Origin of the sequence: Qipengyuania sp. Mu-71, from assembly GCF_036867055.1 — a bacterium.
GTDB classification, from domain to species: domain Bacteria; phylum Pseudomonadota; class Alphaproteobacteria; order Sphingomonadales; family Sphingomonadaceae; genus Qipengyuania; species Qipengyuania profunda.
The window spans coordinates 1,628,009-1,653,447 of record NZ_JBAJHR010000001.1 but is presented as its reverse complement, the minus strand read 5'-3'; the positions used below and the strand labels follow the sequence as shown (position 1 = coordinate 1,653,447).

23 protein-coding genes, 1 tRNA gene and 1 other RNA gene are annotated in these 25,439 nt (G+C 64.2%); 17 read left to right on the top strand and 8 right to left on the bottom strand.

The genetic code is table 11. The features are described 5' to 3' along the window. Position 1: 1 nt before the first annotated feature. Positions 2-979, top strand: a complete 978-nt coding sequence (gene secF / locus V6B15_RS08110; protein ID WP_334200734.1) for a protein translocase subunit SecF — start codon at positions 2-4, stop codon at positions 977-979. On the opposite strand, the gene V6B15_RS08105 is transcribed toward secF, so the two are convergent. Beyond that, positions 976-2,166, bottom strand: coding sequence for a glycosyltransferase (locus tag V6B15_RS08105; RefSeq protein ID WP_334200733.1), 1,191 nt, complete (start codon positions 2,164-2,166; stop codon positions 976-978). The genes secF and V6B15_RS08105 overlap by 4 nt on opposite strands. Beyond that, complete coding sequence (locus V6B15_RS08100) at positions 2,163-2,735, bottom strand: helix-turn-helix transcriptional regulator (RefSeq protein WP_334200732.1); 573 nt, start codon at positions 2,733-2,735, stop codon at positions 2,163-2,165. Before V6B15_RS08100 ends, V6B15_RS08105 begins: the two co-directional genes overlap by 4 nt. Positions 2,736-2,829: 94 nt before the next feature. Here V6B15_RS08100 and V6B15_RS08095 point away from each other — a divergent pair, with 94 nt between their 5' ends. Beyond that, a complete protein-coding gene (locus V6B15_RS08095; protein WP_334200731.1) occupies positions 2,830-3,306 on the top strand; it encodes a DUF6456 domain-containing protein in 477 nt (158 codons plus the stop codon). A gap of 66 nt (positions 3,307-3,372) precedes the next feature. Here V6B15_RS08095 and V6B15_RS08090 read toward each other — a convergent pair whose 3' ends face one another. From V6B15_RS08090 to V6B15_RS08080, 3 genes are read right to left on the bottom strand one after another with little or no spacing between them, the layout of a single operon-like run. Continuing rightward, positions 3,373-3,939 (bottom strand): uracil-DNA glycosylase family protein, encoded by a 567-nt coding sequence (locus tag V6B15_RS08090; RefSeq protein ID WP_334200730.1) that lies wholly within the window; start codon positions 3,937-3,939, stop codon positions 3,373-3,375. Then, a complete protein-coding gene (locus V6B15_RS08085; RefSeq protein WP_334200729.1) occupies positions 3,936-5,741 on the bottom strand; it encodes an ABC-F family ATP-binding cassette domain-containing protein in 1,806 nt (601 codons plus the stop codon). The genes V6B15_RS08090 and V6B15_RS08085 overlap by 4 nt, the downstream gene beginning before the upstream one ends. Positions 5,742-5,783: 42 nt before the next feature. After that, a complete protein-coding gene (locus V6B15_RS08080) occupies positions 5,784-7,346 on the bottom strand; it encodes an amidohydrolase family protein (protein ID WP_334200728.1) in 1,563 nt (520 codons plus the stop codon). Between the two features lie 126 nt (positions 7,347-7,472). Here V6B15_RS08080 and V6B15_RS08075 point away from each other — a divergent pair, with 126 nt between their 5' ends. The 4 genes from V6B15_RS08075 (at position 7,473) to V6B15_RS08060 (ending at position 10,756) form a co-directional block, all read left to right on the top strand. After that, entirely contained in the window at positions 7,473-8,192 is a 720-nt protein-coding gene (locus tag V6B15_RS08075) for an SIMPL domain-containing protein (RefSeq protein ID WP_334200727.1), read from the top strand. A 67-nt stretch (positions 8,193-8,259) separates the two neighbouring features. Further along, on the top strand, positions 8,260-8,565 hold the full coding sequence (locus tag V6B15_RS08070) for a PepSY domain-containing protein (protein ID WP_334200726.1): 306 nt from the start codon (positions 8,260-8,262) through the stop codon (positions 8,563-8,565). Positions 8,566-8,649: 84 nt separating this feature from the next. Then, the gene (locus tag V6B15_RS08065; protein WP_253517088.1) at positions 8,650-9,327 is read left to right on the top strand and encodes a response regulator transcription factor; all 678 of its coding nucleotides are present in this window, start codon (positions 8,650-8,652) and stop codon (positions 9,325-9,327) included. Positions 9,328-9,439: 112 nt separating this feature from the next. Continuing rightward, positions 9,440-10,756, top strand: coding sequence for a sensor histidine kinase (locus V6B15_RS08060; RefSeq protein WP_334201343.1), 1,317 nt, complete (start codon positions 9,440-9,442; stop codon positions 10,754-10,756). Between the two features lie 7 nt (positions 10,757-10,763). Here the strand turns inward: V6B15_RS08060 and V6B15_RS08055 are convergent, their stop codons facing one another. After that, positions 10,764-11,060, bottom strand: coding sequence for a chorismate mutase (locus V6B15_RS08055; protein WP_253517085.1), 297 nt, complete (start codon positions 11,058-11,060; stop codon positions 10,764-10,766). 65 nt (positions 11,061-11,125) lie between these two features. On the opposite strand from V6B15_RS08055, the gene V6B15_RS08050 reads away from it, so the two are divergent. The 8 genes from V6B15_RS08050 to V6B15_RS08015 all read left to right on the top strand — a co-directional run bounded on the left by V6B15_RS08050 (position 11,126) and on the right by V6B15_RS08015 (position 20,728). Continuing rightward, entirely contained in the window at positions 11,126-12,142 is a 1,017-nt protein-coding gene (locus V6B15_RS08050) for a polyprenyl synthetase family protein (protein WP_334200725.1), read from the top strand. 20 nt (positions 12,143-12,162) lie between these two features. Then, positions 12,163-14,586, top strand: coding sequence for an ATP-dependent helicase HrpB (gene hrpB / locus V6B15_RS08045; protein WP_334200724.1), 2,424 nt, complete (start codon positions 12,163-12,165; stop codon positions 14,584-14,586). Between the two features lie 106 nt (positions 14,587-14,692). Beyond that, a complete protein-coding gene (locus V6B15_RS08040; protein WP_253517078.1) occupies positions 14,693-14,971 on the top strand; it encodes an ETC complex I subunit in 279 nt (92 codons plus the stop codon). Positions 14,972-15,005: 34 nt separating this feature from the next. After that, an RNA gene (ffs, locus tag V6B15_RS08035) (signal recognition particle sRNA small type) lies at positions 15,006-15,100 on the top strand. Positions 15,101-15,161: 61 nt separating this feature from the next. Beyond that, positions 15,162-16,985, top strand: a complete 1,824-nt coding sequence (locus V6B15_RS08030; protein ID WP_334200723.1) for a DNA polymerase III subunit gamma/tau — start codon at positions 15,162-15,164, stop codon at positions 16,983-16,985. Beyond that, on the top strand, positions 16,982-17,317 hold the full coding sequence (locus V6B15_RS08025; RefSeq protein ID WP_442969010.1) for a YbaB/EbfC family nucleoid-associated protein: 336 nt from the start codon (positions 16,982-16,984) through the stop codon (positions 17,315-17,317). The genes V6B15_RS08030 and V6B15_RS08025 overlap by 4 nt, the downstream gene beginning before the upstream one ends. Positions 17,318-17,814: 497 nt before the next feature. Continuing rightward, positions 17,815-20,202 (top strand): endopeptidase La, encoded by a 2,388-nt coding sequence (gene lon / locus V6B15_RS08020; RefSeq protein ID WP_334201341.1) that lies wholly within the window; start codon positions 17,815-17,817, stop codon positions 20,200-20,202. A 253-nt stretch (positions 20,203-20,455) separates the two neighbouring features. Further along, complete coding sequence (locus tag V6B15_RS08015; RefSeq protein ID WP_253517060.1) at positions 20,456-20,728, top strand: HU family DNA-binding protein; 273 nt, start codon at positions 20,456-20,458, stop codon at positions 20,726-20,728. Between the two features lie 102 nt (positions 20,729-20,830). Here V6B15_RS08015 and V6B15_RS08010 read toward each other — a convergent pair whose 3' ends face one another. Together V6B15_RS08010 and rlmB are read right to left on the bottom strand one after the other, a co-directional pair. Beyond that, on the bottom strand, positions 20,831-21,649 hold the full coding sequence (locus V6B15_RS08010; RefSeq protein ID WP_334200722.1) for a hypothetical protein: 819 nt from the start codon (positions 21,647-21,649) through the stop codon (positions 20,831-20,833). 40 nt (positions 21,650-21,689) lie between these two features. Then, a complete protein-coding gene (gene rlmB, locus V6B15_RS08005; RefSeq protein WP_334200721.1) occupies positions 21,690-22,478 on the bottom strand; it encodes a 23S rRNA (guanosine(2251)-2'-O)-methyltransferase RlmB in 789 nt (262 codons plus the stop codon). A gap of 142 nt (positions 22,479-22,620) precedes the next feature. On the opposite strand from rlmB, the gene V6B15_RS08000 reads away from it, so the two are divergent. The 3 genes from V6B15_RS08000 to V6B15_RS07990 all read left to right on the top strand — a co-directional run bounded on the left by V6B15_RS08000 (position 22,621) and on the right by V6B15_RS07990 (position 25,031). Beyond that, a tRNA-Tyr gene (locus V6B15_RS08000) sits at positions 22,621-22,706 on the top strand. A gap of 206 nt (positions 22,707-22,912) precedes the next feature. After that, complete coding sequence (locus V6B15_RS07995) at positions 22,913-24,100, top strand: tyrosine-type recombinase/integrase (protein WP_119511570.1); 1,188 nt, start codon at positions 22,913-22,915, stop codon at positions 24,098-24,100. 127 nt (positions 24,101-24,227) lie between these two features. Next, a complete protein-coding gene (locus tag V6B15_RS07990) occupies positions 24,228-25,031 on the top strand; it encodes a restriction endonuclease (protein WP_334200720.1) in 804 nt (267 codons plus the stop codon). Positions 25,032-25,439: the final 408 nt, after the last annotated feature.

The following is a 25,439-nucleotide window of genomic DNA, read 5'->3' as shown; positions in this document are numbered from 1 at the left end:
TATGAAACTGCTCAAGCTCGTCCCCGACGACACCAACATCAAGTTCCTCCGCTGGCGTGTGCCCTTCTTCGCCATCAGCATCCTGCTGATCGCGGCCAGCTGGGCGCTGGTCTTTACCAAGGGGCTCAATTACGGCGTCGACTTCGCCGGCGGCCTCGAAGTGCGCGCGACCTTCACCCAGAGCGTGGAAGCCCCGGTGGGCGAATTGCGCGAAAAGGTGGCCACGCTCGGCTATGGCGATCCGGTGGTCCAGCGCTTCGGCGAAGACAACCAGGTCTCGATCCGCGTACGCCTGCCCGACGAGGTATCGGCCGACAAGGAAGCCGCTCAGGCTGCCGCGAACGATATCGTCGAGACTCTGCAGGCCGATTACGAGGACTTCCGGCTCGACGGGAATGACAATGTCTCGGGCAAGGTCTCGGGCGAATTCCGCCAGACCGCGCTTTACGCACTGCTGGCCGCGATGGGGGCGATCGCGCTCTACATCTGGATTCGGTTCGAATGGCAGTTCGGCGTGGGGGCGCTGTTCGCGCTGTTCCACGATGTCAGCCTGACGCTGGGCATGTTTTCGCTGTTCCAGATGGAATTCAGCCTGCAGATCATCGCGGCGATCCTCGCGATCATCGGCTATTCGCTCAACGATACCATCGTCGTTTACGACCGCATCCGCGAGAATTTGAAGAAGTTCCGCAAGATGGAATTGCCCGCGCTCCTTGACCTGTCGGTCAATGAAACGCTGGCCCGGACGGTGATGACCTCGCTGACGCTGCTGATCGCTCTGCTGCCGCTGCTGCTGTTCGGGCCGGCCAGCCTGTTCGGCATGGTCGCCGGGATCACGCTGGGCCTGTTCGTGGGTACCTACAGCTCGGTCTATATGGCGGCGCCGATCCTCGTCTGGCTGGGCGTTACCAGCGACAGCTTCGTGCCTACCGAAACCGTGGCCGACCAGCAGGAAAAGAAGGCGCGCGGCCTGGTCTAGGCAATCGCGTCGTAATGGGCGGCGAGCGCCGCGGCGTTCGCTTCCCAGCTGAATTTCTCGACCGTCGCCGCCACCGTCTCGGGTGAGCGGGGGCGGCGGGTCACAAGGTCGATCCCATCGCGAACCGCGCGGCAATTGCGCGCGACGATCACCCCGGCTTCGGGAGCGGTCACCACTTCGCGCGCGCCGCCCGCATCGGTGATGACCAGCGGCGTTCCGCAGGCCAGCGCCTCGATCCAGGCATTGGCGAGGCCCTCGCTGGCCGAAGGCAGCACCATGGCATCGGCCGCCGACAGGATCGGCGGCAGCATCGTCGGGGCGAGGCTGCCAAGGAAATGGACCCGCTCGGCCACGCCGACTTCTTTCGCCAGCGCGCGCAGGCTCGCTTCATCTTCGCCCTTGCCGACCAATAGCAATCGCGCCTGCGGCAGATCGGCTAGCGCCTTGATCACCAAAGACTGGCCCTTGCGTTCGATCAGCGCGCCGACACTCACCAGCAGCCGATCGCCGCTGGCGATGGGGATCGAAAAGGTCTCGCCCAGTCGCGCGCGCAGCCCGACATGGTCCATCGGACGGAACAGGTCGCGGTCGAGCCCGGTGTAATGCACCGTGATCGTGTCGCGTGCCATGCCCAGCGTGGCCATGTCATCGGCCAGCGCCGCGCATACCGCCAGCACACCCGCCGCCTCGCGCGCGGTTTCGAGCAATGCGTCGCGGCCATAGGCGCGTGCGCCCCAGTAATGGATGTCGGCCCCGCGCGCCTTGACCGAGAAGGGCAGGCCGAGTTCGCGCGCGATGATCATCGCCGCGGGACCGTCGGGATAGAAGAACTGTGCGTCGACCAGGTCGAACGGATGGTCCGCATGGAGGCGGCGGGCGAGGGGGAGCACCGCCTTGGCGATCAGCCCGGGATTGAGCCTGCCACCGATCTTCGGCAGCAGCCGAAAGGTCGGGCGATAAACCGCCATCCCGAACTCGCGCCCATCCTCGGCGGCACAGGCCAATGCGCGGTAGCGCCCGAGCGCCACCGGGGGCAGGCCGACCGGATTGATCACCGTGACATCCCAATGCGTATCGCGCTGCAGCGCCTCGAGCGATTTGGCCACGAAGACGCCGAAGCGCGGATTGGCGGCATTGGGAAACAGCGTCGCCAGCGACAGCACGCGGCGGGTCTTGGCGACGCTCACAGCCGACGCACCAGCATTTCCGCCACCGCGATCCAGGCGGGATTGTCGACCACCTGCTGTTTCTCGCCATGCCCGGGAGGGAGCAGGCCGACCATCTTGCCCTGCCGGTCGATCAGCCGCCCGAAGGCGAAACGTCCGCCCTTTTTGGGGACCAGCACATCGCGGTTGATCGCGCGCGCCGCCTCGTCGGGATTGAGCTGGCGTAGCCACAATTGGTCGCCGGGGCGGTACTCGCCATGCGGATAGGCGATATCGAGCACCATCAGCGACCCATCGCCGCCCAGATCGGTGGCGAGGATGGCATCCTGCGGCGTAGCAAGCGCTTCGGGTCCGGTCTTTGCCAGCGCGGCGACGACCTGCGGGTGACCGGCCTTTTCGCTCCGCACCAGCATTTCGGGATTGACCTCGAGCGCCGCGGCGATCCGCTCCATCCATTTGAGCGAGAGATTGCGCATCCCGGTTTCGAGCCGTCCGACCGTCTGCGGGGTGGTCGGCGGCGTGCAGGCCTCGGCGAGGTCGGCCAGCGTCAGGCCCTTCTGCTTGCGGATGTCGCGGATCCGGTTGATCACTTGGCTGCCCCACAGATAACCGATTTGGTTTTTCCTGTTTCCTACAGGAACCGTCGCGGCGCAAGGCCAAACTTTCACAACCAGGGAGACCGCCATGCGCCGCACACTTGTCGAACGCGAACTGACCGAGGAAGGCCCACGCGGGGGCGCCGCCGCGCATGGCAAACGGCGTAGCGTAACGGTCAATCTCGCCGAAAGCCCGCTTACCTGGCTGCATGCACGCGGGCATCTGACCGAACGGCAGTTCGATGCCGGCGAACGGCTGCGCGCCGATTACGAACGCGCGCAGATCGCCCCTTCGACCACCATGCGCTGGGATCCGGTGCGGGTCGATGGCGGCGCCGTGGACCGCGACCTTACCTCGTCCGAGCGCCAGCTTGCGGCGAAGGCGCGCTTCGATGGCGCGATGCGCGAGGCAGGACCCGGGCTCAGCGACATTCTATGGCGTGTCGCGTGTGCGGGCGAGGGGCTGCCCGGGGCCGAACGCGCGCTTGAATGGCCCGCGCGTAGCGGGAAGCTGGTGCTCAAGCTCGCGCTCGACCGGGTGGCGGTTTTCTACCGGATCGGGTGAGACGCGACATTTTGTCCAGGACAGTGGTCCATGTGGTCCATGTCGTTGGGAGCGAACCGTCCAGTCCTACACGCGCTGCGCAACCGCCTCGCGCAGTATGGGCAGCACTTCGGCTTCGAACCACGGGTGCTGGCGCATCCAGATGGTCGAGCGCCACGCGGGGTGGGGCAGGGGGATGAAATGCGGGAGGTAGTCGCGGAATTGGCGCACCCGGTCGGTCATCGACAGCGTGCGCGCCGCGGGCAGATATCGCGCCTGCGCATAGGTGCCCACCAGCAGGGTCAGCCGGTCCTCGGGCAGCACGTCGAGCACGCGCTCGTGCCACTGGGCGGCGCATTCGCGGCGCGGCGGTTTGTCGCCGCCGCTCGCCTTGCCGGGATAGCAGAACCCCATCGGGACCAGCGCGACTCGCGCAGGGTCGTACATCTGGTCCTTGCTCAGCCCGGTCCATTCGCGCAGCCGGTCGCCGCTGGCATCATCCCACGGAATGCCGCTTTCATGGACCTTCGAGCCGGGCGCCTGGCCAATGATCAGCAACCGCGCGGTTGCCGAGAAGCTGGCCACGGGGCGCACGCCGTGGGGCAAGTGATCGGCGCAGATGCGGCAGGCCGCGATCTCGGCCTCGAGGCTCACCCTTCGACCGCCTCCGCCAGCATCAGCCAGCGCTCCTCCGCCGCATCCTTCTCGGCGCGGGCGTTCTCCAGGCCCTTGGAGATATTGGCGAAGCGCTGCGGATCGGCGGTGTAGAGTTCGGGATCGGACAGGATCGCCTCGCCCTTGGCAATCGCGGTTTCGAGCTCCTCGATGCGCGTCGGCAGCAGTTCGAAGTCGCGCTGGTCCTTGTAGGAAAGCTTGTTCGGTTTTGCGGAGGGCGGCGGCAGGGCGGCGGGTTTCTCGGCCTGCTTCCCTGCCTTGGGTTTGCCCGCGATCGGCTGGCGGCGCTTGCGCTCCCAGTCCTCGTAGCCGCCCGCGACCACATCGACCTTGCCGGTCCCGTCGAGGCCGAGCGTAAGGGTCACCGTGCGGTCGAGGAAGTCACGGTCGTGGCTGACGATCAGCACCGTGCCTTCGTAATCGGCGATGACCTCCTGCAGCAGGTCGAGCGTTTCGAGGTCGAGGTCGTTGGTCGGCTCGTCGAGCACGAGCAGGTTGGACGCCTTGGCGAACTCGCGCGCCAGCAGCAGCCGGCTGCGTTCGCCGCCCGACAGCACGCTGACCTTCATGTCGACGATCTTGGGGTCGAACAGGAAGTCCTTGAGATAGGCCTGCACATGCTTACGGTTGCCGCGCACATCGATCCAGTCGCCGCCTTCGGCGAGCACGTGCCGCACCGTCTTGTCGGCGGTGAGCAGCTGGCGTTGCTGGTCGATCATCACGCCGGTCAGCGTCTTGGCGATGTCGACCTTGCCGCTGTCGGGTGCGAGTTCGCCGGTAAGCATCTTGAGCAGCGTGGTCTTGCCCGCGCCATTGGCGCCGACAATGCCGATCCGGTCACCGCGCTGGATGCGCAGCGAGAACGGCTTGATGATCGTTCGGTCGCCATAGGCTTTGGTGATGTTCTCGGCCGCGATCACCGATTTGGACTTGAAGTCTTCCTCGGTCGCCAGCTTGAGCTTGGCGGTCCCGGCGGCGTCGATCATCGAAGCGCGTTGTGCGCGCATCTGGCCCAGCTTCTCGAGCCGGCCCTGGTTGCGCTTGCGCCGCGCGGTCACCCCGCGTTCGAGCCAGTGCGCCTCGAGCTTGAGCTTGGCGTCGAGCTTCTCCGCCGCGCGGGCTTCCTCGGCATAGACCTGTTCTTCCCACGCCTCGTAGCCACCGAAGCCCACTTCCTTGCGGCGCAGGCTTCCGCGGTCGAGCCACAGCGTGGTGCGGGTCAGGCGCTTGAGGAAGGTCCGGTCGTGGCTGATAACGAGAAAGGCACCCTTGTAGCGTTCGAGCCAGCTTTCGAGCCAGTCGATCGCGCCAAGGTCGAGATGGTTGGTCGGCTCGTCCATCAGCAGCAGGTCGGGGTCCTGCGCCAGCGCGCGCGCGATCGCCGCACGGCGCTTCTCGCCCCCGCTTGCGCCCTTGGTTTCGCGCGCCATGTCGATACCGAGCTGGCCGGCAATGGCGTCGATCTCGTGCTCCTGCGGCGCATGTTCGCCGGCAAGCGCCCACTCCATCAACGTGGCATGGCCTGAAAGGTCGGGGTCCTGTTCGAGTACGACGATCCGCGTGCCCGGCTTAGTCTTGCGGATGCCGGCATCGGTTTCGACTTGCCCGTCGATCATCCGGAACAGCGTGGTCTTGCCCACGCCATTGCGTCCGATCAGCGCGATCCGGTCGCGCGGGCCGACATGCAGGTCGAGCGGGTCGTGGTCGGGCCCGCCGAACAGCCACTTGCCGCCCTGCTGCAGCGCGATGCCTTCGAGGCTGAGAATGGGGGGCTGTGCCATAGGCCGCGCGAGGTAGGCGCGCGGACGCCGCTCCGCAAGACGCTAGCGCGCCGCCTCCTGCTCCGCGACCATCCGCGCCACGTCGGCGAGCAATTGCGGCGCATCGTAAACGATCCCGTCCTTGATGGTCCAGCGGACCCCGCCGACCTGCTCGATTGCGCCGGTCTCGCGATTGAGCCGCGTATGGCCCGTGCCATAGAGCACCTTGAGATTGGCCAGCGGGTTCTCGGGCACGATCACCAGATCGGCCAGCTGGCCCACGGCAATCCGGCCCATCGGCGGTTCTTCGCCCAGCGGTTCGTACAGCGCACGCGCCCCGTCGAGCGTTGCCGCGCGAATGACGGCGAGCGGCGAAAGGCCCGCCTCGCGCAGCATTTCGAGTTCGCCGATATAGGCGAAGCCCCAGGTCTGGTAGATGTAACCGGGGTCGGAACCGGCGGTGACGCGCCCGCCGCGGTCATGGAAGTCCTTGGTCAGCGCAAACCACTTGGCGTAGAAGTTCCGCCACGCGACCTCGTCTTCGCTCGTCCAGTCCTTGTAATAGCTCCCGTGATTGGTCGCGCTGGGTGCGTAGAAATCCATCAGCGATGGCAGAGTGTACCGTGCATGCCAGTCGAACCCGCGCGCACGCATCACGTCGCGGCTGGCGGCGTAGATGTTGAAGGTCGGGCTCAGCGTCACGCCGTTCTCGATCAGCAGGTCGACGTAATCGTCCCACCTCTCGCTCCCGGGTTCGACGGCCTGCGGGGCAAGCCGGGCAACCCAGGCGAAGCGCGATTGCTCATCGAAATAATTGTAGTCCTCTGGATAATAGGGGAGCGCGGCGTCGTTCAGCAGGCTTTCGAAATGACCGTAGAAATGCGTCACATCGTCGAGCCCGAGTTCGACCGCCTTGCGCGCGTTGACTTCGGCCACGCCGGTCTGCGCGAGATGCGCGACGGTGCCCATCTGCTGCTTCTCCGCCTCGTCGAAAGCCGCCGCGAAGACTGCGGGCGAATAGCCGTTGAAGAATTTGACTCCCCAATAGCCCTGCGCCTTGGCCCAGCGGACCCATTCGCGCGCCTTGGTTGGGGTGTCGGGCGCACCGCCCGCCCATTTATCTCCAAAGACGGCGTAAGGGATCAGGCGCGGAGCGGTGATGGTGTTGGCGGCGCTGCGGCGCGCATCGGAAAGGTCGGGCGTATCGGGGCCGAAGTAGAAGCTCACCCCGCGCACCGTGGTCACGCCATGCGCGAGCCACAGCTTGTAGCCATAGGATGGCTGCGGCGCTTTCGATGCATCGCCATTGTGGCCATGCACATCGACGAAGCCGGGCAGGACATACATGCCCTTGGCATCGATCACGCGCTGCACGTCTTGCGCCTCGGCGGCGGGGGCCCCGCCAGGATAAAGCGCAGCGATGCGATTGCCTTCGACCATGATGTCGATCGGTCCCGCCGGCGGGGCACCGCTGCCCTCGATCACCGTTGCGCCGCGGATCAGCAGCTTGCCGAAGGGGCCTTCGCCCTCGTCGGCGGCGCGCGCGGGCACGGTCTCCACCTGCGCGGCCAGCGGCTGCGTCGCTACCATGGCCAAGGCGGCCAGCGCATATTTCCAGGCTGTCATTCATTCCCTCTCGATCAGCGCCATGGCTAGCGGCAAGCAAGGGCCGAGAAAAGCGGGAACACTTCCGTTCAGCAAGCCGTAAAGCTGTAAAGCCGACATTACGCTCGACAAATGAGGAGCAAATCCATGATCCGTTTCGCTATTCCCGCGCTGGCCATTGCCGCCACCGCTTCCCAGGTACAGGCCGCCGAAGTCCAGATCGCCAGCCAGGGGCCGGTGGTCGAACTGTCGGTGAGCGAAACCGTCGATGCCAAGCCCGACATCGTCGACATCAGCGCCGGCGTGACCAGCCAGGCGCGCACCGCGGTCGAGGCGATGCAGATCAACGCGCGGGAAATGACCGCGGTAATCGACCGCATCAAGGCGCTCGGGATCGATGAAGACGATATCCAGACGACCGGGATCAATCTCGGCGCGCAGTACGATTACGACCAGTCGACCCGCCAGCAGGTGTTCCGCGGCTACCAGGCCTCGAACCGCGTGAGCGTCACCTTGCGCGACGTGAAGCGGGCCGGTGAGGTGCTCGATGCGTTGGTCGCTGCAGGGGCGACCGATATCGGCGGTCCGCGCTTCTCGCTCGACGATGACAGCCCGGCGCGCGCGCAGGCGCGCAAGGCGGCATTCGACAAGGCGAGGGCTCAGGCCGAAGAATATGCCCAATGGTCGGGTTTTGGCGGCGTCAGGCTGCTCGAAGTGAGCGAATCCGTCGCATCGAGCGGACCGATGCCCTTTGCCGAATCGGATGCCCGCCAGGCGATCAAGGTATCGGCTGCGCCGACGCCGGTCGAACCGGGTCTGGTTGGCACGATGGTTTCGCTGACCGTCAAGTTCGAGATGACCCGCTAGGCCGGATGAGCTCAGGCACGGACATTCAGTCCTTGTTCAATGCCCCAAGGCTAGGCAGATTCGCATTATGAAACGCATTTTCGCCTCTTTCCTCGCCTTGGGGCTCGTTACGGGCCCGATTATGGCCGCGCCCGCTGCCGCGCAGTCCCGTTCCGAACAGGGCGAGGCGCGGCGCGAGATGAGTGCGGGCAATATCCTGCAGCTGCGCGATATCGAGGCGCGTATCCTGCCGACTATGCGCGGGGCGGAATATCTTGGTCCGGCCTACGATTCGACCGCAATGGCCTATCGCCTGAAGTTTATCAGGGATGGCCGCGTGATGTATGTCGATGTCGATGCGCGCACCGGGAAAGTCCTTCGGCGCAGCCGCTGATTTGCGCCGGTGCAACTCCGTTCAGGTTGACGCGTTCATCTACATGAACGAAACGCGCTTCAAACAATCCGAGGACGGACATTTATGCGGATCCTGATCGTCGAGGATGAGCCCACCCTGGGCCAGCAACTCAAGTCGACGCTCGAGCAGAACGGCTATGCGGTGGATCTGTCCACCGATGGCGAAGACGGCCATTTTCTCGGCAGCACCGAGGATTACGACGCCGTGATCCTCGATCTCGGCCTGCCTGAAATCGACGGGCTGACCGTGCTCGGCATGTGGCGCAAGGAAGGCCGCAAGTTCCCCGTCCTGGTCCTGACCGCGCGCGACAGCTGGTCGGACAAGGTCGCGGGCCTCGATGCAGGCGCGGACGATTACCTCGCCAAGCCCTTCCAGACCGAAGAACTGATAGCCCGTCTGCGTGCGTTGATCCGCCGCGCATCGGGCAACACGTCGAGCGAACTGACTGCCGGCCATGTCCGGCTGGACACGCGCTCAGGCCGCGTCACGCTCAAGGGTGAACCGGTCAAGCTGACCGCGCAGGAATACAAGCTGCTGAGCTACCTCATGCACCACAAGGGCAAGGTGGTCAGCCGCACCGAACTGATCGAGCATATCTACGATCAGGATTTCGACCGCGATTCGAACACGATCGAGGTCTTCGTCACGCGCATCCGCAAGAAGCTGGGCGCCGAAGTGATCACGACGATCCGTGGACTCGGATACAGCCTCGACGACCCCGCCGACCAGCCGCGCGCCTGATGCTGCGCCCGGCACGGTGCTGAAGGTCGGGCGATCCCCGCCGCCAGACCCGGCTGCCGACAGCCCGGTGACCCTCGCTGCACCGCCCGCGAAGCGCAGTCTTGCGCGGCGCATGATGGCGATCGCCGCGCTGTGGATCGGCGTGCTGCTGCTGGGCGGCGGCTTTGCGCTCGACCGCACGCTGGTGCGGCTGGTCGAGGACAATTTCGACGAGCAGCTCGAATATGTGCAGACCGCGCTGATTACCTCGGCCGAGATCGACAGCTTCGGCGATGTGCAGCTCTACCGCTCGCTTGGCGACCAGCGCTTTCTCGAACCCAATAGCGGCGTCTATTGGCAGATTACCGGCGAGGGGCATCAGCCGTTTCCCAGCCGCAGCCTGTGGGATCGCAGCCTGACGGTCGAGGGCGACCACATCGACAACGAGCCGCATTTCTACAATTCGGACCAGTTCGAGAACGAACCCCTGCGGATCGTCGAACGGAGCGTCATCCTGCCCGATAGCGACACGCGCTGGACCTTCGCGGTTGCCTCGGCCCGCGGCGAACTCGACTACCAGATTACGCGGATCCGCTCGATCCTCGTCTGGAGTTTCGCCGCTCTGGCGCTTGGCCTGCTGGCGATGGCGATGCTGCAAAGTTGGTACGGCCTTTCGCCGCTGCGGCGTGTGCGCAACGCAATCCAGGCCATGCGCACCCACGGCACGAACCGGATTACCGATCCGCTTCCGCTCGAAGTCGAGCCGCTGGTCGATGAGATTAACGCGCTGCTCGCGCATACCGAACAGCAGGCCGAGGAAGCGCGGATGCACGCGGGCAACCTAGCGCATGCGCTCAAGACCCCGCTGACGGTGCTGACCAATGCCGCCACCGCGCATGATCCGCGGCTGTCCGACCTTGTCTGCCGCGAAACCAAGACCATGCAGCGCCATGTCGAGCATCACCTGGCGCGTGCCCGCGCGGTCGGCCGCCGCGCCAGCGGGCATGCGCGCGCCGAGGTCTGGCCCAGCGCCGAAAGCGTGCTGCGTGCGGTAACCCGTATCTACGAGGAAACCCGCTTCGACCTCGACGGCAATCGCGATGCTGCGGTTTCGATGGAGCGGCAGGATCTCGACGAGATCCTCGGGAATCTGATTGAGAATGCAGCCAAATATGGCGGCGGCAGCGTGTTCGTCACAATCGACGCCGATCCGGCAGCCAGCAGCTGCATCATCTGGATCGAGGATGATGGCATCGGTATCCCGGAAAGCGAACGCCCGCGCATCTTCGACCGCGGTGCACGGCTCGATACGGGCAAGCCCGGAACCGGACTTGGCCTCGCCATCGTGCGCGATGTGGTAGAGATCTACGGCGGCTCGGTCGAACTGGGCGAGAGCGAGGATTTGGGCGGCCTGCTGGTCAAGCTCACCCTGCCGCGCAGCGCGCTGTAAGCCGGATCTAGCGCCGCGCCGCGCGTTCGTGGTGGCGGATCACCTCGTCGATGATGAAGCGCAGGAACTTCTCGCTGAACTCGGGATCGAGCTCACTGTCTTCGGCCAACCGGCGCAGCCGCATGATCTGTTCCTGCTCGCGCGCCGGATCGGCCGGGGGCAGCGTGACCCTGGCCTTGTATTCGCCAACCGCCTGCGTGATCCGGAACCGCTCGGCGAGCATATGGATGAGCGCGGCATCGATATTGTCGATGCTTTTGCGAAAGCCGGCGAGGACGGCATCGGTCTGTGGGGCGTCGGACATGCGATCACGCTAACAGCAAATCCCGTCTTGCCAAGAAAGCTTGGGCAGACCATGGCCAAGCCGAAATGTCTGCCGACGTAATCCCCCTGAATCGCGCAGAGCCCGAGGGCTCGATCGAACCCATGCTGGCTCTCACTGCGCAGGGCATGAACCGGGTCAACCAGGTCATCCTCGACCGGATGCAGAGCGAAGTACCGCTGATTCCCGCGCTAGCAGGGCATCTGATCGCGGGCGGGGGCAAGCGCCTGCGTCCGATGCTGACGCTCGCGGGGGCCGAACTGGTCGGTTACAGCGGCACGCGCCAGCACAAGCTCGCCGCCGCAGTGGAGTTCATCCACACCGCCACGCTGCTGCACGACGATGTCGTCGACGGGTCCGACCTGCGTCGCGGCAAGGCGGCCGCCAATATCATTTACGGCAATCCCGCGACCGTGCTGGTCGGCGATTTCCTCTTCAGCCGCTCGTTCGAACTGATGACCGAGGACGGCAGCCTCAAGGTGCTCAAGATCCTCTCGGGCGCGAGCGCGATCATTGCCGAGGGTGAGGTCGACCAGCTCACCGCGCAGCGCAAGATCGACACCAGCGAGGAACGCTACCTCAATATCATCCGCGCCAAGACCGCAGCGCTGTTTGCCGCGGCCAGCCGGATTGCCGCCGTCATTGCCGAGTGCAGCGACGAGCAGGAGCAGGCGCTCGACGAATACGGTCGCAATCTCGGCGTTGCATTCCAGCTGGTCGACGATGCGCTCGATTACGATTCGAACGCCGCCACCATGGGCAAGGATCGCGGCGACGATTTCCGCGAGGGCAAGATGACGCTGCCCGTCATCCTCGCCTATGCCCGCGGTAACGAAGACGAGCGGGCCTTTTGGAAAGCCGCGATCGGCGGCTTCCGGACCAGCGACGATGACCTCGAACAGGCAATTGCGCTGATCGACCGCCATGGCGCGGTCGACGATACCAAACTGCGCGCGCGGCACTTTGCCCAGCGGGCGATCGATGCACTGTCGATCTTCCCCGACAGCACCGCGCGCCAGGCGATGACGCAAGCGGCGCTGTTCGCGGTAGCGCGCGGGTACTGATCCGTCCTAGGGCCACTGGCGTGCCCGCACTGCCGATCCACTCCGTCCTTCCCGAATTGCTCGATGCTCTGCGCGAGCAGACCGGTGCCGTGCTGGTCGCACCGCCCGGCGCGGGAAAGACCACTGCGGTCGCGCCCGCGCTGCTCGACCAGGACTGGTGCAGTGGGACCATAATCCTGACGTCGCCGCGCCGGGTTGCCGCGCGCGCCGCAGCCGAGCGGATGGCCGAAACGCTGGGGGAGAAACCCGGCGAAACGATCGGCTATCTTACCCGCCTCGACAGCAAGCGTTCGGCACGAACCCGCGTGCTCGTCGTGACCGAGGCCATTTTCGTGAACACGATCCTCGCCGATGCCGAACTGTCCGGCATATCGGCGGTGCTCTTCGACGAGGCGCATGAACGCCATCTCGACAGCGATCTCGGGCTGGCGCTGGCGCTCGAAAGCCGCGCGGTGCTGCGCGAGGATTTGCGCGTGCTGGTCATGTCGGCGACCATCGACGGCAGCCGCTTCGCGCGCTTGCTGGGGGATGATGCACCGGTCATCGAAAGCGCGGGCCGGGCCTATCCGCTGCGGATCGAATGGCTCGGCTCGTCGCCGCAGGCCGCCGTCGAGGACGCCATGGCGCAGGCCATCGGTACCGCATGGCGTCAGGAGGAAGGCGACATCCTCGCTTTCCTTCCCGGTGTCCGCGAGATCGAGCGGACGCGCGAACGGCTCGAAGCGCGGCTGCCCGCTGCGCTCATCCTGCCCTTGCATGGACAGGTCGACCCGGCGGGCCAGCGCGCGGCGATCAAACGCGATCCCGGGGGGCGGCGCAGGGTGGTGCTCGCAACTGCGATCGCGGAGACGTCGCTCACGCTCGACGGCGTTTCGGTAGTGGTCGATGCGGGGCTGTCGCGCAGGGCTGAGTTCGACCGCGCCGCGGGGACGACGCATCTGGTGACGCATCGTGCAAGCCAGGCGGCGGCGGCGCAACGTGCCGGACGCGCAGCGCGGCAGGGCCCGGGCGTGGCTTTCCGTTTGTGGGAGGAAGCGGGGCATGCCGGACGGCCGGCCTACGATCCGCCCGAAATGGTGACGGCCGACCTTGCCCCGCTGGTGCTGGCACTGGCGCAATGGGGAAGCGGCGATCCGGCGGACCTCGCATGGCTCGATCCACCCCCGGAAGCTTCGGTTGGCGCGGCGCGGCAAATGCTGGCGGCGCTTGACGCGCTGGATGAAACCGGCCGGATTACGCCGCGTGGCAGCAAGCTCGCGCAACTGCCGCTCGACCCGCAAGGTGCGGCGACCGTGCTGTTCGGGGCCGAGCATGGCGCAGCCGAACAAGCCGCGCGGCTGGCGCTGTTGCTACAGGAACGCGGGCTGGGCGGTCGGGGCGAGGATATGGAAGCGCGTCTGTCGCGCTGGAATGCCGATCGCGGTCGCCGGGCCGATGCCAGTCGCAAGTTGGCCGGGCGATGGGCCAAGCGGGCGACCGGTCTTGCCAGTCGGGTTTCGACCGGCAATGCGCCGCCGCCTGCGATCCTGCTGGCGGCTGGGCGGCCCGAATTCATTGCCAAGCGGCGCGATGCCAGCGGTGAACAGTGGCTCGCCGCAGGCGGCAGGGGTTTCGTCCTCGATCCGACCTCCCCGCTCGCCCGCGCGGCGTTCATGGTGGTAGGCGATGCGCAGGGGCAAGCGAAGGGCGCGCGGATAACCTCGGGTATTGCTCTGGAAGAAATCGAGCTCGAACGCTGGCTCCCCGACCGTATCGAGCGCCGACAGGTCCTGCGCTGGACGGGGGACCGGGTCGAGGCCTTGCTCGAGCGCAGGCTCGGCGCGATCACGCTGGCGCGCGGTCCCGATCCCGCACCCGACCCCCGCGCGATTGTGGACATGCTTGTGGACAAGGCTCTGGAGAACCCGGCGAAGCTGCTTCCGCAAGCGCTGCTTGCTCGGGCCGGTCATGCCGGCATCGAAAGCCTTTCCAGCGCGGGCGTCGCCGCCAATGCGCAGGTGTGGCTCGCACCCCTACTTCAGGGCAGGCGTGATCTGGCGCTGCCGAAGGGCAAGCTGGTCGACGCCGTGCTCGGCCAGATCGATTGGGACACGCGCCAGCGGCTCGACCGGCTGGCGCCACGCGCTTTTACCTCGCCTGCAGGGACTAGTCACGAGATCGACTACATTGGCGACGATGCCCCGAGCGTCGAGGTTCGCGTCCAGGCACTGTTCGGGCTGGAGCGCCATCCCATGGTTGGCGACACGCCGCTGCTGCTCAAGCTGACCAGCCCGGCGGGGCGGCCGATCCAGTCGACGCGCGACCTGCCCGGCTTCTGGCGGGGAAGCTGGGCCGAAGTGCGTAAGGAAATGAAGGGTCGCTATCCCAAACATCGCTGGCCGGAGGAACCCTGGACCGAAGCGCCAAGTTTGAAGACCAGGAACGCCTTCGACCGCTCGCGCTAGTTGACTTCCACGCCGAAGGCGAGGCAAGGGCGGAGCCTGTTTAGGGTTCATGCGAGGTAGCCAGGCGAGGGGTGTTTGCCGCCCGGCGCCTGAAGGATCGAGAGAAATGTCAGCACGTATCTACCAGCGACCGAAGAACGCCATGCAGTCCGGCAGGGCGCGTACCGACGAATGGGTGCTCGAATTCGAGCAGTCCGAAGCGCGCAAGGCCGATCCGCTGATGGGGTGGACCGGCAGCGGCGATACGCAGGCCCAAGTCCAGTTGACTTTCCCGAGCAAGGATGAGGCGAAGGCCTATGCCGAGAAATACGGCATTGTCGCGCGCGTTCACGCGACGCCTGCGAAGAGCCTCAAGCTGCAGGCCTACGCCGACAATTTTCGGTAATTGATTTTTCTCGCTCCCGCCGCCATATGGCGCGCCGGGAGTCGGTCGGACGTTTGCGTTCGCTCACCGGGTCAGGTCCGGAAGGAAGCAGCCCAGGTGGATTGCGGCGGGTCGGCCGGCTCCTTTTTCACCCACAATTCGTATGCGCCATGGCATGACTTTTGCCGCGCCAGTGCCTACCTAGTCGGGCATGGGTGATTCACCGGACAATCCTGACGGCCTTCCGTGGGAAAGCGGGGCCGAAGAGGCCGACACGCCGAGCGTGGCGGAACTCGAGGACGCCGGACAGGAAGCGATTTTCGGCGGTGCGCCTGCTGGCGAGCCCGAGCAGAAAGCCGAGCCTGAGCCCGCGCCCCCAACCGCTCCCGTGACCCCACCGGTTACACCCGATCCGGCGCAGCCCTATCGCGTACTGGCACGCAAATACCGCCCGCAGACCTTTGCCGAGCTTATCGGGCAGGAGGCGATGGTGCGCACGCTCGCCAATGCGATTGCGCGCGATCGGTTGGCGCATGCCTTCCTGATGACCGGCGTGCGCGGGGTCGGCAAGACCTCGACCGCGCGGCTGATCGCCAAGGCGCTCAACTGTATCGGTCCGGACGGGCAAGGTGGCCCGACGATCAGCCCCTGCGGCCAATGCGAGCCGTGCCGCGCGATTGCCGAAGGGCGCCATATCGATGTCATCGAAATGGACGCGGCGAGCCATACCGGTGTCGACGACGTGCGCGAGATTATCGAGGCGGTGCGTTATGCGGCGGTTTCGGCGCGCTACAAGATCTACATCATCGACGAAGTCCACATGCTGTCGCGCAATGCCTTCAATGCGCTGCTCAAGACGCTCGAAGAGCCGCCGGCGCATGTGAAATTCCTCTTCGCCACGACCGAAGTCGAGAAACTGCCGGTCACTGTGCTCAGCCGCACGCAGCGCTTCGACTTGCGGCGGATCCCGGTGGAACTGCTCGAAGCGCATTTCGCCGAAATCTGCCGCAAGGAAGGCGTCGAGGCCGATGCCGAGGCGCTGCATATCGTTGCCAATGCCGCCGAAGGTTCGGTCCGCGACGGGCTTTCGATCCTCGACCAGGCGATCGCGCATGCCGATCTCGATACCGAGGGACGGGTGAGCGCGGCGCGGGTGCGCGACATGCTCGGCCTCGCAGACAAAGGCGCGCAGCGGAGACTGTTCGGCCATATCCTAGAAGGCGAGGGCAAGGCCCTGCTGGAAGCAGTGGACGAGCAATATGCGCTTGGTGTGGAACCGCTTGCACTGATGCGCGCGCAGATGGACGTCGCCCATCGTATCACCGTCGCGCAGGTCTCGGGCAGCGAACCCGAAGGCGCCAGCGCCGACGAACGCGAGCAATTGGCCGAATGGGCATCGCGCCTGCCGGCAGGTCAACTGCACCGACTGTGGCAATTGCTGCTCAAGGGGCATGAGGAAGTCCGGCTGGCACCAGATCCGCTGGTGGCGCTGCGCATGGCACTGCTGCGGACGCTGCATGCCGGGCAAATGCCCGATCCGGGCAAGCTGGCGAAGAAGCTCGAGGCGCTCGCGGAAGCTGGGCCGCCTCCTGCATCCATGCCCGCCGGCGGGGGCGAGACAGCGTCGACCACTATCGCGCAACCGGACTGGCAGGGACTGGTCGACGCCATCGATGCATCCGGCCTGTTGCAGGAAGCGAGCATCATGCGTCTGCAGGTGCGCGTCGTCGAGCTTGCCGACGGCATCTTGCGCTACGGGCGCGACGGCAAGTTCACCGACGATATCGCCCCGGTGCTGCGCGAAGCGCTGCATCGCCATACCGGCAAGCGCTGGACGGTCGAGGAAGTGGCCGGCGGTGCCGGTGCGCCGTCGCTGGTCGAAGTGCTCGAAGCGGAACGCACGGCTGCTGCCGCTGCCATGCGCTCGCACCCGCTGGTGAAGGCGGCATTCGATGCCTTCCCCGATGCCGAATTGATCGAAGAAGGCGGCGCGCCCCCCGAGCGCCGCGAAATACCCTGGAGTAGAAAAGCATGAACATGGAAGAAATGCTCGCGCAGGCCAAGCAGGCGGCCGAGACCATCCAGAAGCAGATGGGCGAAGCGCAGGCCAAACTCGACGATATCGAAGTCGAGGGTTCGGCCGGCGGCGGACTGGTCAAGGTGCGCGCGACTGCACGCGGACGCATTCTTGGTGTTGCGATCGACGACAGCCTGATGAAGCCCGAAGAAAAGCAGATGGTCGAGGATCTGGTGGCCGCCGCGTTCAACGATGCGCGCGACCGGGCCGATCGTGTTTCCGCAGAGGAAATGAACAAAATCCAGCAGGACGTTGGCTTGCCGCCGGGTTTCAAACTGCCGGGCATGTGAGCGCGCAGTTCGGGCTTCCGAGAGCGATACGGTAACCCGGCGACCCTTCGTGCGGAATACCATGGGGTGCGCGCCGAGCCGCAAAGGCCGAGTTATATTGCCCGCGCTCCATCACGCATGATGGGGATGCCCCTTGCGATGGGCTTGGTGGTCGCGCGCGCTGTCGAACGGCCGCCACCCCTTCGCCATATCGCGGATCAAGGGAAGGTCGCACCGCTCGCAATTGGTACGAAAATCCAATCCATCGTGCCACACACGACGCCGGTTTACCCGATGGCCGCTAACTTTGCAGATTACCGAACCCAGCATTGTCCTGACTCCTAAAGGAAATAAATTTCCTCTCCCCGCCTCCCGGCGCATATACCTTACCTTAACGAGCGATTCATTGTAATAGTGCGCCATCCACATGACTTTGATGCATGGCGTTGCGTTGCGGGACACGGCTCACCATATTCCTTGCGAATGGCCACAGACGGCCTCGATTTGGAATTTGATTGATGACCCAGACCTATCCTCTCCTGCCTCTGCGCGACATTGTGGTGTTCCCCGGCATGGTGGTCCCGCTATTCGTCGGTCGCGATAAATCGGTCGCTGCGCTTGAAGCGGCGATGGAAGGCAGCAAGGACATCTTCCTCCTCGCGCAGCTCGATCCCGGATGCGACGATCCGGAGCGCGACGATCTGTTCGATGTCGGCGTGGTGGCGCAGGTGCTCCAGTTGCTCAAACTTCCTGACGGCACTGTGCGCGTGCTGGTCCAGGGCAGTTCGCGCGCGCAGCTCGAGCAGTTGAGCGAACGCGGCGAATATGTCGAAGCGGCGGTTGCCCTGAACGACGCGGTCACCGCGTCGGGCAGCGAAGTCGTGGCCATGATGCGCCAGGTGGTCGAACAGTTCGGCGAATACGCCAAGCTCAACAAGAAGCTGGGTGAAGAAGCGGCCGAACAGCTGGGCGACATCGACGACGCCGGCGAACTGGCCGACACGATTGCGGCGGCGATCAATGCCAAGGTGTCCGACAAGCAGGCGCTACTGGTGGAGAAGGATCCGCTCAAGCGCCTCGAAATGGTCATGTCCTTCATGGAAGGCGAACTGTCGGTGCTTCAGGTCGAGCGCCGTATTCGCGGCCGGGTGAAGCGCCAGATGGAAAAGACCCAGCGCGAGTATTACCTCAACGAGCAATTGAAGGCGATCCAGAACGAGCTTGGCGGCGACGAGGACGGTAGCAACGAGATTGCCGAACTGACCGAGAAGATCGGCAAGACCAAGCTCAGCAAGGAAGCGCGCGAAAAGGCCGAGGCCGAGCTCAAGAAGCTCAAGGCGATGCAGCCGATGAGCGCCGAGGCGACTGTCATTCGCAACTATCTCGATGTCCTGCTCGGATTGCCCTGGGGCAAGAAGAGCAAGGTCAAGAAAGACATCGGCGAAGCGCAGCAGGTGCTCGATGCGGACCATTACGGGCTCGAGAAGGTCAAGGACCGGATCATCGAATATCTCGCGGTGCAGGCGCGCACGCGCAAGCTGAAGGGTCCGATCCTGTGCCTCGTCGGCCCGCCGGGCGTCGGCAAGACCTCGCTCGGCAAGAGCATCGCCAAGGCGACGGGACGCGAATTCGTGCGCCAGTCGCTCGGCGGCGTGCGCGACGAAGCGGAAATCCGCGGGCACCGGCGCACTTATATCGGCTCGCTCCCGGGCAAGATCGTCACCAATTTGAAGAAGGCGGGCAAGATCAACCCGCTGTTCCTGCTCGACGAGATCGACAAACTGGGGCAGGACTTCCGCGGCGATCCCGCATCGGCGCTGCTCGAAGTGCTCGACCCCGAACAGAACAGCAAGTTCCAGGACCACTACCTGGAACTCGACCTCGACCTGTCGGACATCATGTTCGTCACCACCGCCAACAGCCTTAACCTGCCGCAGGCGCTGCTCGACCGGATGGAGATCATCCGGCTCGAAGGCTATACCGAGGACGAAAAGGTCGAGATCGCCAAACGCCACCTGCTGCCGAAGCAGATTGGCGAGCATGGATTGAAGGCCGGCGAATTCGAACTGACCGAGGACGGGCTGCGCGATCTGATCCGCTATTACACGCGCGAGGCGGGCGTCCGCACGCTCGAGCGTGAACTGGCGCGGCTGGCACGCAAGAGCCTGCGCAAGATCCTCGAAAAGGAAGTCGAGAGCGTCACGATCACTCCCGACAATCTCAGCGACTTCGCCGGGGTGCGCAAGTTCAAGCACGGCATGGGCGAGGACGAGGCACAGGTCGGTGCGGTCACCGGTCTGGCGTGGACCGAAGTGGGCGGCGAATTGCTTACCATCGAAAGTGTCACCACGACCGGTAAGGGCGAGATCAAGACCACCGGCAAGCTCGGCGAGGTGATGAACGAAAGCGTCGCCGCGGCCTTCAGCTTCGTGAAGGCGCGCGCGCCGCATTATGGAATCAAGCCAAGCCTGTTCCACCGCCGCAACATCCACATCCATCTTCCCGAAGGCGCAGTGCCCAAGGACGGGCCGAGCGCGGGCGTGGGCATGGTCACTTCGATCGTCTCGACGCTGTCGGGTGTCCCGGTGCGGCCCGATGTGGCGATGACCGGCGAAGTGACGCTACGTGGCCGTGTGCTGGCGATCGGCGGGCTCAAGGAAAAGCTGCTCGCAGCGCTGCGGGGCGGGATCAAGAAGGTCCTCATCCCCGAAGAAAACGTGAAGGACCTCGCCGAGATACCCGCCAATGTGAAGGATGGGTTGGAAATCATTCCCGTCAGCCATGTCGACGAGGTGCTCGCGCAGGCGCTGTGCAGTGTGCCCGAGCCGATCGAATGGACCGAGGCCGACGATCTCGCGAGTCAGCCGAACCACGCACATCCCGCGCCGCCCCCGACAGCACATTAACAAAAGATGTGCTGCGCTGCAGCGAATCGGACGGGCTCCGGCGGCATGCCGGGGCCCGTCCCGCCGCTGCGGGCCGGGTATCGGGATGGTGAATAAGTGCTTCACCCTAATATTAACCGCTTCAGCCCCGGAAGCCGCCGTTTTTAGCCGATTTTGCCTTTGACAGTGCGGGCAAAAAACTCTCAATTTGGGCGTCTTCGCCGAGGCGATTCAGCCAATACCATTTCCCGATAAGAACAAGGGGGTTTTCCTAATGAATAAGAACGACCTGATCAGCGCGGTTGCCGATTCCAGCGGCCTTTCCAAGAGCGATGCAGCGAGCTCCGTCGAAGGCGTGTTCGATGCCATCACCAAGGCCCTGTCGAGCGGTGACGAAGTGCGCCTGGTCGGCTTCGGCACGTTCTCGGTTGCCAAGCGCAAGGCCTCGACGGGCCGCAACCCGCGCACCGGCGAACCGATGACGATCAAGGCATCCAACCAGCCCAAATTCAAGGCGGGCAAGGGTCTAAAGGACGCAGTCAACTAAGCCGGTTCCTCTCACCGGCGCGCCGCCACGCCTCGCGGTGCGACAATGGGATCGAACTTCGCCGCGCATTCCAATCCGGAATGCGCGGCGTTTTCGTATCGGTCAGTCGAAGGCGATCAGCGCGGTCGGCGCCTGCCGTGTCGTGGCCCCGATCTTCCACGACAGCGACTGCCCGGCGGCGTGGGGGGCAGGGCCTTCGTCGGTATTGTTGGCCAGGACCTGGCCGCTGGTCACGATCGTGAAGGTGCCCTCGGGCGTGACGATCTGGGGCATTCCCTCGTCATCATCGCCCTCCGCCATGGTCGCAAGCGCCGCGAGCGAGCCGCCACCGAGCATCGGATTGCTGTCTTGCTCACGGCTGAAGCCCGGTGCGTTGACGCGAACCTGTCCTCCATCGCGCAGGTTGACACTGACGAAGGCGTTGGCTCCCAGCATCCCCTCGATGGTGGGGAAGGTGAAGTCATGCGTCAGTGTGCCGGAGATGGCGAACGCCACGTCGAACACGCCATCGCCCTTGTAGGTAACCCGCTCCCAACCACGCTGGCGTTCGAGCCGTGCGGCCACTTCCTGTGCGGCTTCGGGGTTCGCCGGATCGATACCGCCCAGAACGGCGCGCATCTTTTCGGCTTCGCGGGCCTGCTCGGCGTGGCGATCCGCGGCACCCGCATCCCATTCTGCCCGTTGCTCGGCGATCTCCGCCTCCGAACATTCGGCCATATCGAAATCGGCGTCATAACATTCCGCGACGAAGTTCTCGTCGCTGTTGTTGGCCATTTCGGCGAGCTTGCCCAGCGCCAGCATCTGGATCTCGCCGTCATAGGTGAAGGCGAATTGGTCATTGGCGAACAGCTGCAATTCGCTGGTGAATTTGCCGGGTGAAAACAGGCACCCGCCCAGCAGTAGCGGTGCCAGCAAAGCCATCACGATGCGTTACATATGAACTCCCCCCATTCGAATTAATTTACCTAGTGGCGACCGCATAAAGCGCGATGGCGGCCGCGTTCGAGACGTTGAGGCTCTCGATCTGGTCGCCAATCGGCAGCTTGGCCAGCGCGTCGCAATGCGATTCGATATTCTGGCGCATGCCTTCGCCCTCTGCGCCCAGCACCAGCGCCACGGGGCCCGCCGGCAGCGCTTCTGCAAGCGTCGCGTCCGCCGCGCCGGTCAGGCCGATGCGCCAGTATCCGGCCTCGGCAATTTGCTCGAGCGCGCGCGCGAGATTGATCACGCGCACCCAGGGTACGGTTTCGAGCGCACCCGATGCGGATTTGGCAATCACCCCGCCTTCGGGCGGCGCATGGCGATCCTGCGTGACCAGTGCCGCCGCCCCGAAAGCCGCGGCCGAGCGCAGGATTGCGCCGACATTATGCGGATCGGTAACCTGGTCGAGCACAATGATGGGACGGGTGGGCTCGCTGTCGAGAACCTCGTCGAGATGGATATCTTCCAGCGCGGCGCATTCGAGCACCAGCCCTTGGTGCGGGGCATCCTTGGCGACCATCCTGGCGAGATCGGCAACATCGGCATATTCGATCGGGAAGTCGGCCGGCAGTTCGCCGTCGAGCGTGTCGATCGCTTCGCGCGTCGCCCACAGCTTTTGATGGACCCGGTCGGGGTTCTTGAGCGCGGCTTCCACCGCATGGCGGCCCCACAGCCGGACCTGCCCGGTGCTCGCGCGCCCGCTGCCGCGACCGCCCTTCATTCGTCCTGCCCGTCCACGGAGCGCGCGCCTGCGTTCGCCTTTGGCCATCAAATTCGTCCTGTCTGCATCATTGGTTGCGGCCTGTGCCAGCGAGGGCATTGACAGGCAAGCGTCGCTTCGCCAAAGGGGCGCCTCTCGGCACGGGGTCGGCTTGTCGATCCCTCGATTTCCTCAGCGAAATGGCCCGTGTGGACAGGTGGCCGAGTGGTTAAAGGCAGCAGACTGTAAATCTGCCCGCGCAAGCGTACGCTGGTTCGAATCCAGCCCTGTCCACCACCGCCCTTTCCTTCAGCATCTATCTGCATCCCCAGAAACCCATGGAAACTGTTGAAGTTCTGCGGTATATTACGTCCATTCCGTCCCCACAGAGCCATCGTGATCCACCCGCATCCGAGGCCTAGTGTGGGGAAGGTGTGGGGAAAGACGGACGCTTCCCCACACTTGTATTTTCTGGAACGGCCTGCGGAAATGTGGGGAAGGAAATGGGCAAGCTCACGGCGGTAGCGGTAAAGGCAGCTTTAGCGAATCCGGGCACGTATCAGGATGGGGAAGGTCTTTTCCTCAAAGTTGGGAAAACCGGCTCGGCTTCATGGCTGCTCCGACTCCAGCAAGATGGAAAGCGACGGGACATCGGGGTTGGGAGCGCAAAGCTGGTCACGCTGGCGGAGGCACGCGAGAAAGCGAACGAACTGCGCAAGGCCGTGAAGGTCGAAAAGCGCGATGTTCTTACGGAGCGCAAGGACGAGGCTGCCGCCAAGGTGACCTTCCGCGAAGCCGCTACACAGTATCACTCCGAAAACGAGGCGGGCTGGAAGAGCGCTGTATACGCGCGCCAGTGGCTGGCCAGTCTGGAGAACTACGCCTTCCCCAAGCTTGGCGACATGCCGACCGGCAGTATCGCTGCAGCTGACATCATCGATGTACTCACGCCGATCTGGCAGGAAATCCCGGAAACCGCGCGCCAGGTACGCAACCGGATTTGCGCGGTACTGGACTACGCACACGCAAAGGGCTGGCGGTCGACCGAAGCGCCATCTGGGAACAGTAGCCTGAAAGCCGGGAGGGGTCTGCCACGGCAGATCAAGAAAACCCAGAATCGAAAAGCGATGCCTTATGTCGCTATCCCATCGTTCCTGACCGCACTAAGGCGCAAGCCATCCTTCGGACGCTTCGCGCTCGATCTCCTCATCCTGACCGGCACGCGCTCGCAAGAGGTCCGACTCGCGACGTGGGAAGAATTCGATCTGGAAGAGCGGCTGTGGACGATCCCCGCCGAACACATGAAGCGCAGCAAGGCACATGTTGTCCCGCTCTCCGAGGCCGCAATGGGCGTGCTTGCAAAGGCGGACGCCTTCAAAGTCGGAGGGGCCGAAGTCGTCTTTTCCGGAGCTACGGGCAAAGCGATGTCCGACATGACGCTGCTCAAGGTGCTGCGCGACATGCAGGAACCCTTTCACGTCCACGGTTTCCGCTCGGCATTCACGGACTGGGCGGCAAACGAGGGTTTTCCCAATGCAGTTGTCGAGGCAGCGCTCGCGCATAAAACGCCAGACGCGGTTCAGGCGGCGTATCGCCGCACCACTTACCTCGGCACTAAAGAGAATCCTGGTATACGGGTGAAGCTCATGGAAGCTTGGGGAGCCTACTGCGCGAGCAACGTGGCGTCATAAGGAGGCGAATTAGCTGGAGCGACTGCTTTCCTGTCTGAATACTTCAAGCTGGATTCGATGGTCGGCAAGCAGTTGAAGCATGCGCTTTAACGTTTCCCTGACAGTCTGCTGATATCGGAATTGCGTCATGATGCTGGAACCCACGAAAGCAGAGATAGCTCGCAGAAAGAAAGTGGCAGCTCGTTCTGCATTAGCCGATGCCGTGAGCAGGAGTTCGAGCGAAAAAAAAGCTGAACCTAAACGGGCAGATTTCGGACTGCCGTCAGACTTTGATTTTGAAGAGTTTGACGCGTTCTTGAAAAAACGGGAGCGGCTTTCGCTTGCCGTAAAGTTGATCATATTCGCAATCTTAGCCGCTGCATTCGTGTTCGCATTGCACGATGACAGTGAGGAACCCAATTTCATGACGAGCTATCTGGGGCCGATGGCCTATAGCTATGTCCTGATCTTCGTACTGCCTTTCGCAGATTATGTGCTGAAATCGATTTATGGCGATGAGGCCTATATCAACGACGCCTGTGATTTCCGCGTCGCATTCCAGAATTGGAAGCATTTCCAGACGGTCTCGGGCGAAGGTTATTGGAGGTCCTTACGCGGCAGAGATCTGGAATGGGCAGCCGCCGGAGTTTTTCGAGAGCGGGGCTGGAAAGTTTCGACAACTGCTACGACAGGAGACGGAGGGGTCGATCTCGTCCTCAAATACGCCAACACGACGTTCTTCTGTCAGTGCAAAGGACACGTAAAACCAGTATCGGTTGGCGCGGTGCGAGAAATTGCCGGTGTCTGTGCGGCTTCAAGCGCCATTCCAATGTTAATTGTTGTGAATGGGGTCACCGGACCGGCCTTTAAAACAGCTAAAGAGTTGTCGGTGGTCGTATGGGACAGGGCGCAATTGGCGGCATTCGCACGCGGTGATCTTGCACTCAGCTAGTTGTCATCGTCGCCGACTGGGCGGCGAACATGGCCTCTGCGATTGCGGTAGTCGAAGCAGCGTTCGCCCACAAGACGCCTGACGGAGTGCAGGCTGCCTAACGCCTCACGAACAATCTCGGGACTAAGGATTAAGCCAGGCGCGCGATTAGCCTATGGACGCGCCGGGTGACTACCGCTCGGCACAACAAGATGGAAACCACCGCGCGACGCAGACGACTAGCGCTCTGTGCCCCACAGACAGACCACCTGCACCACCCACCGGCGCGCATGGCTTCGCCATGCCGCCTGCCGTCCGGCGAGGATGGGAGGGGGAGGGAAAACCGCAAACCGATGTCCTGGCGCGGGCCAGCGGGCGTAAGCCCGCCACCCGGGGGCGTCTGTTTGCGGTTTCGGGAACGAGAGGGCG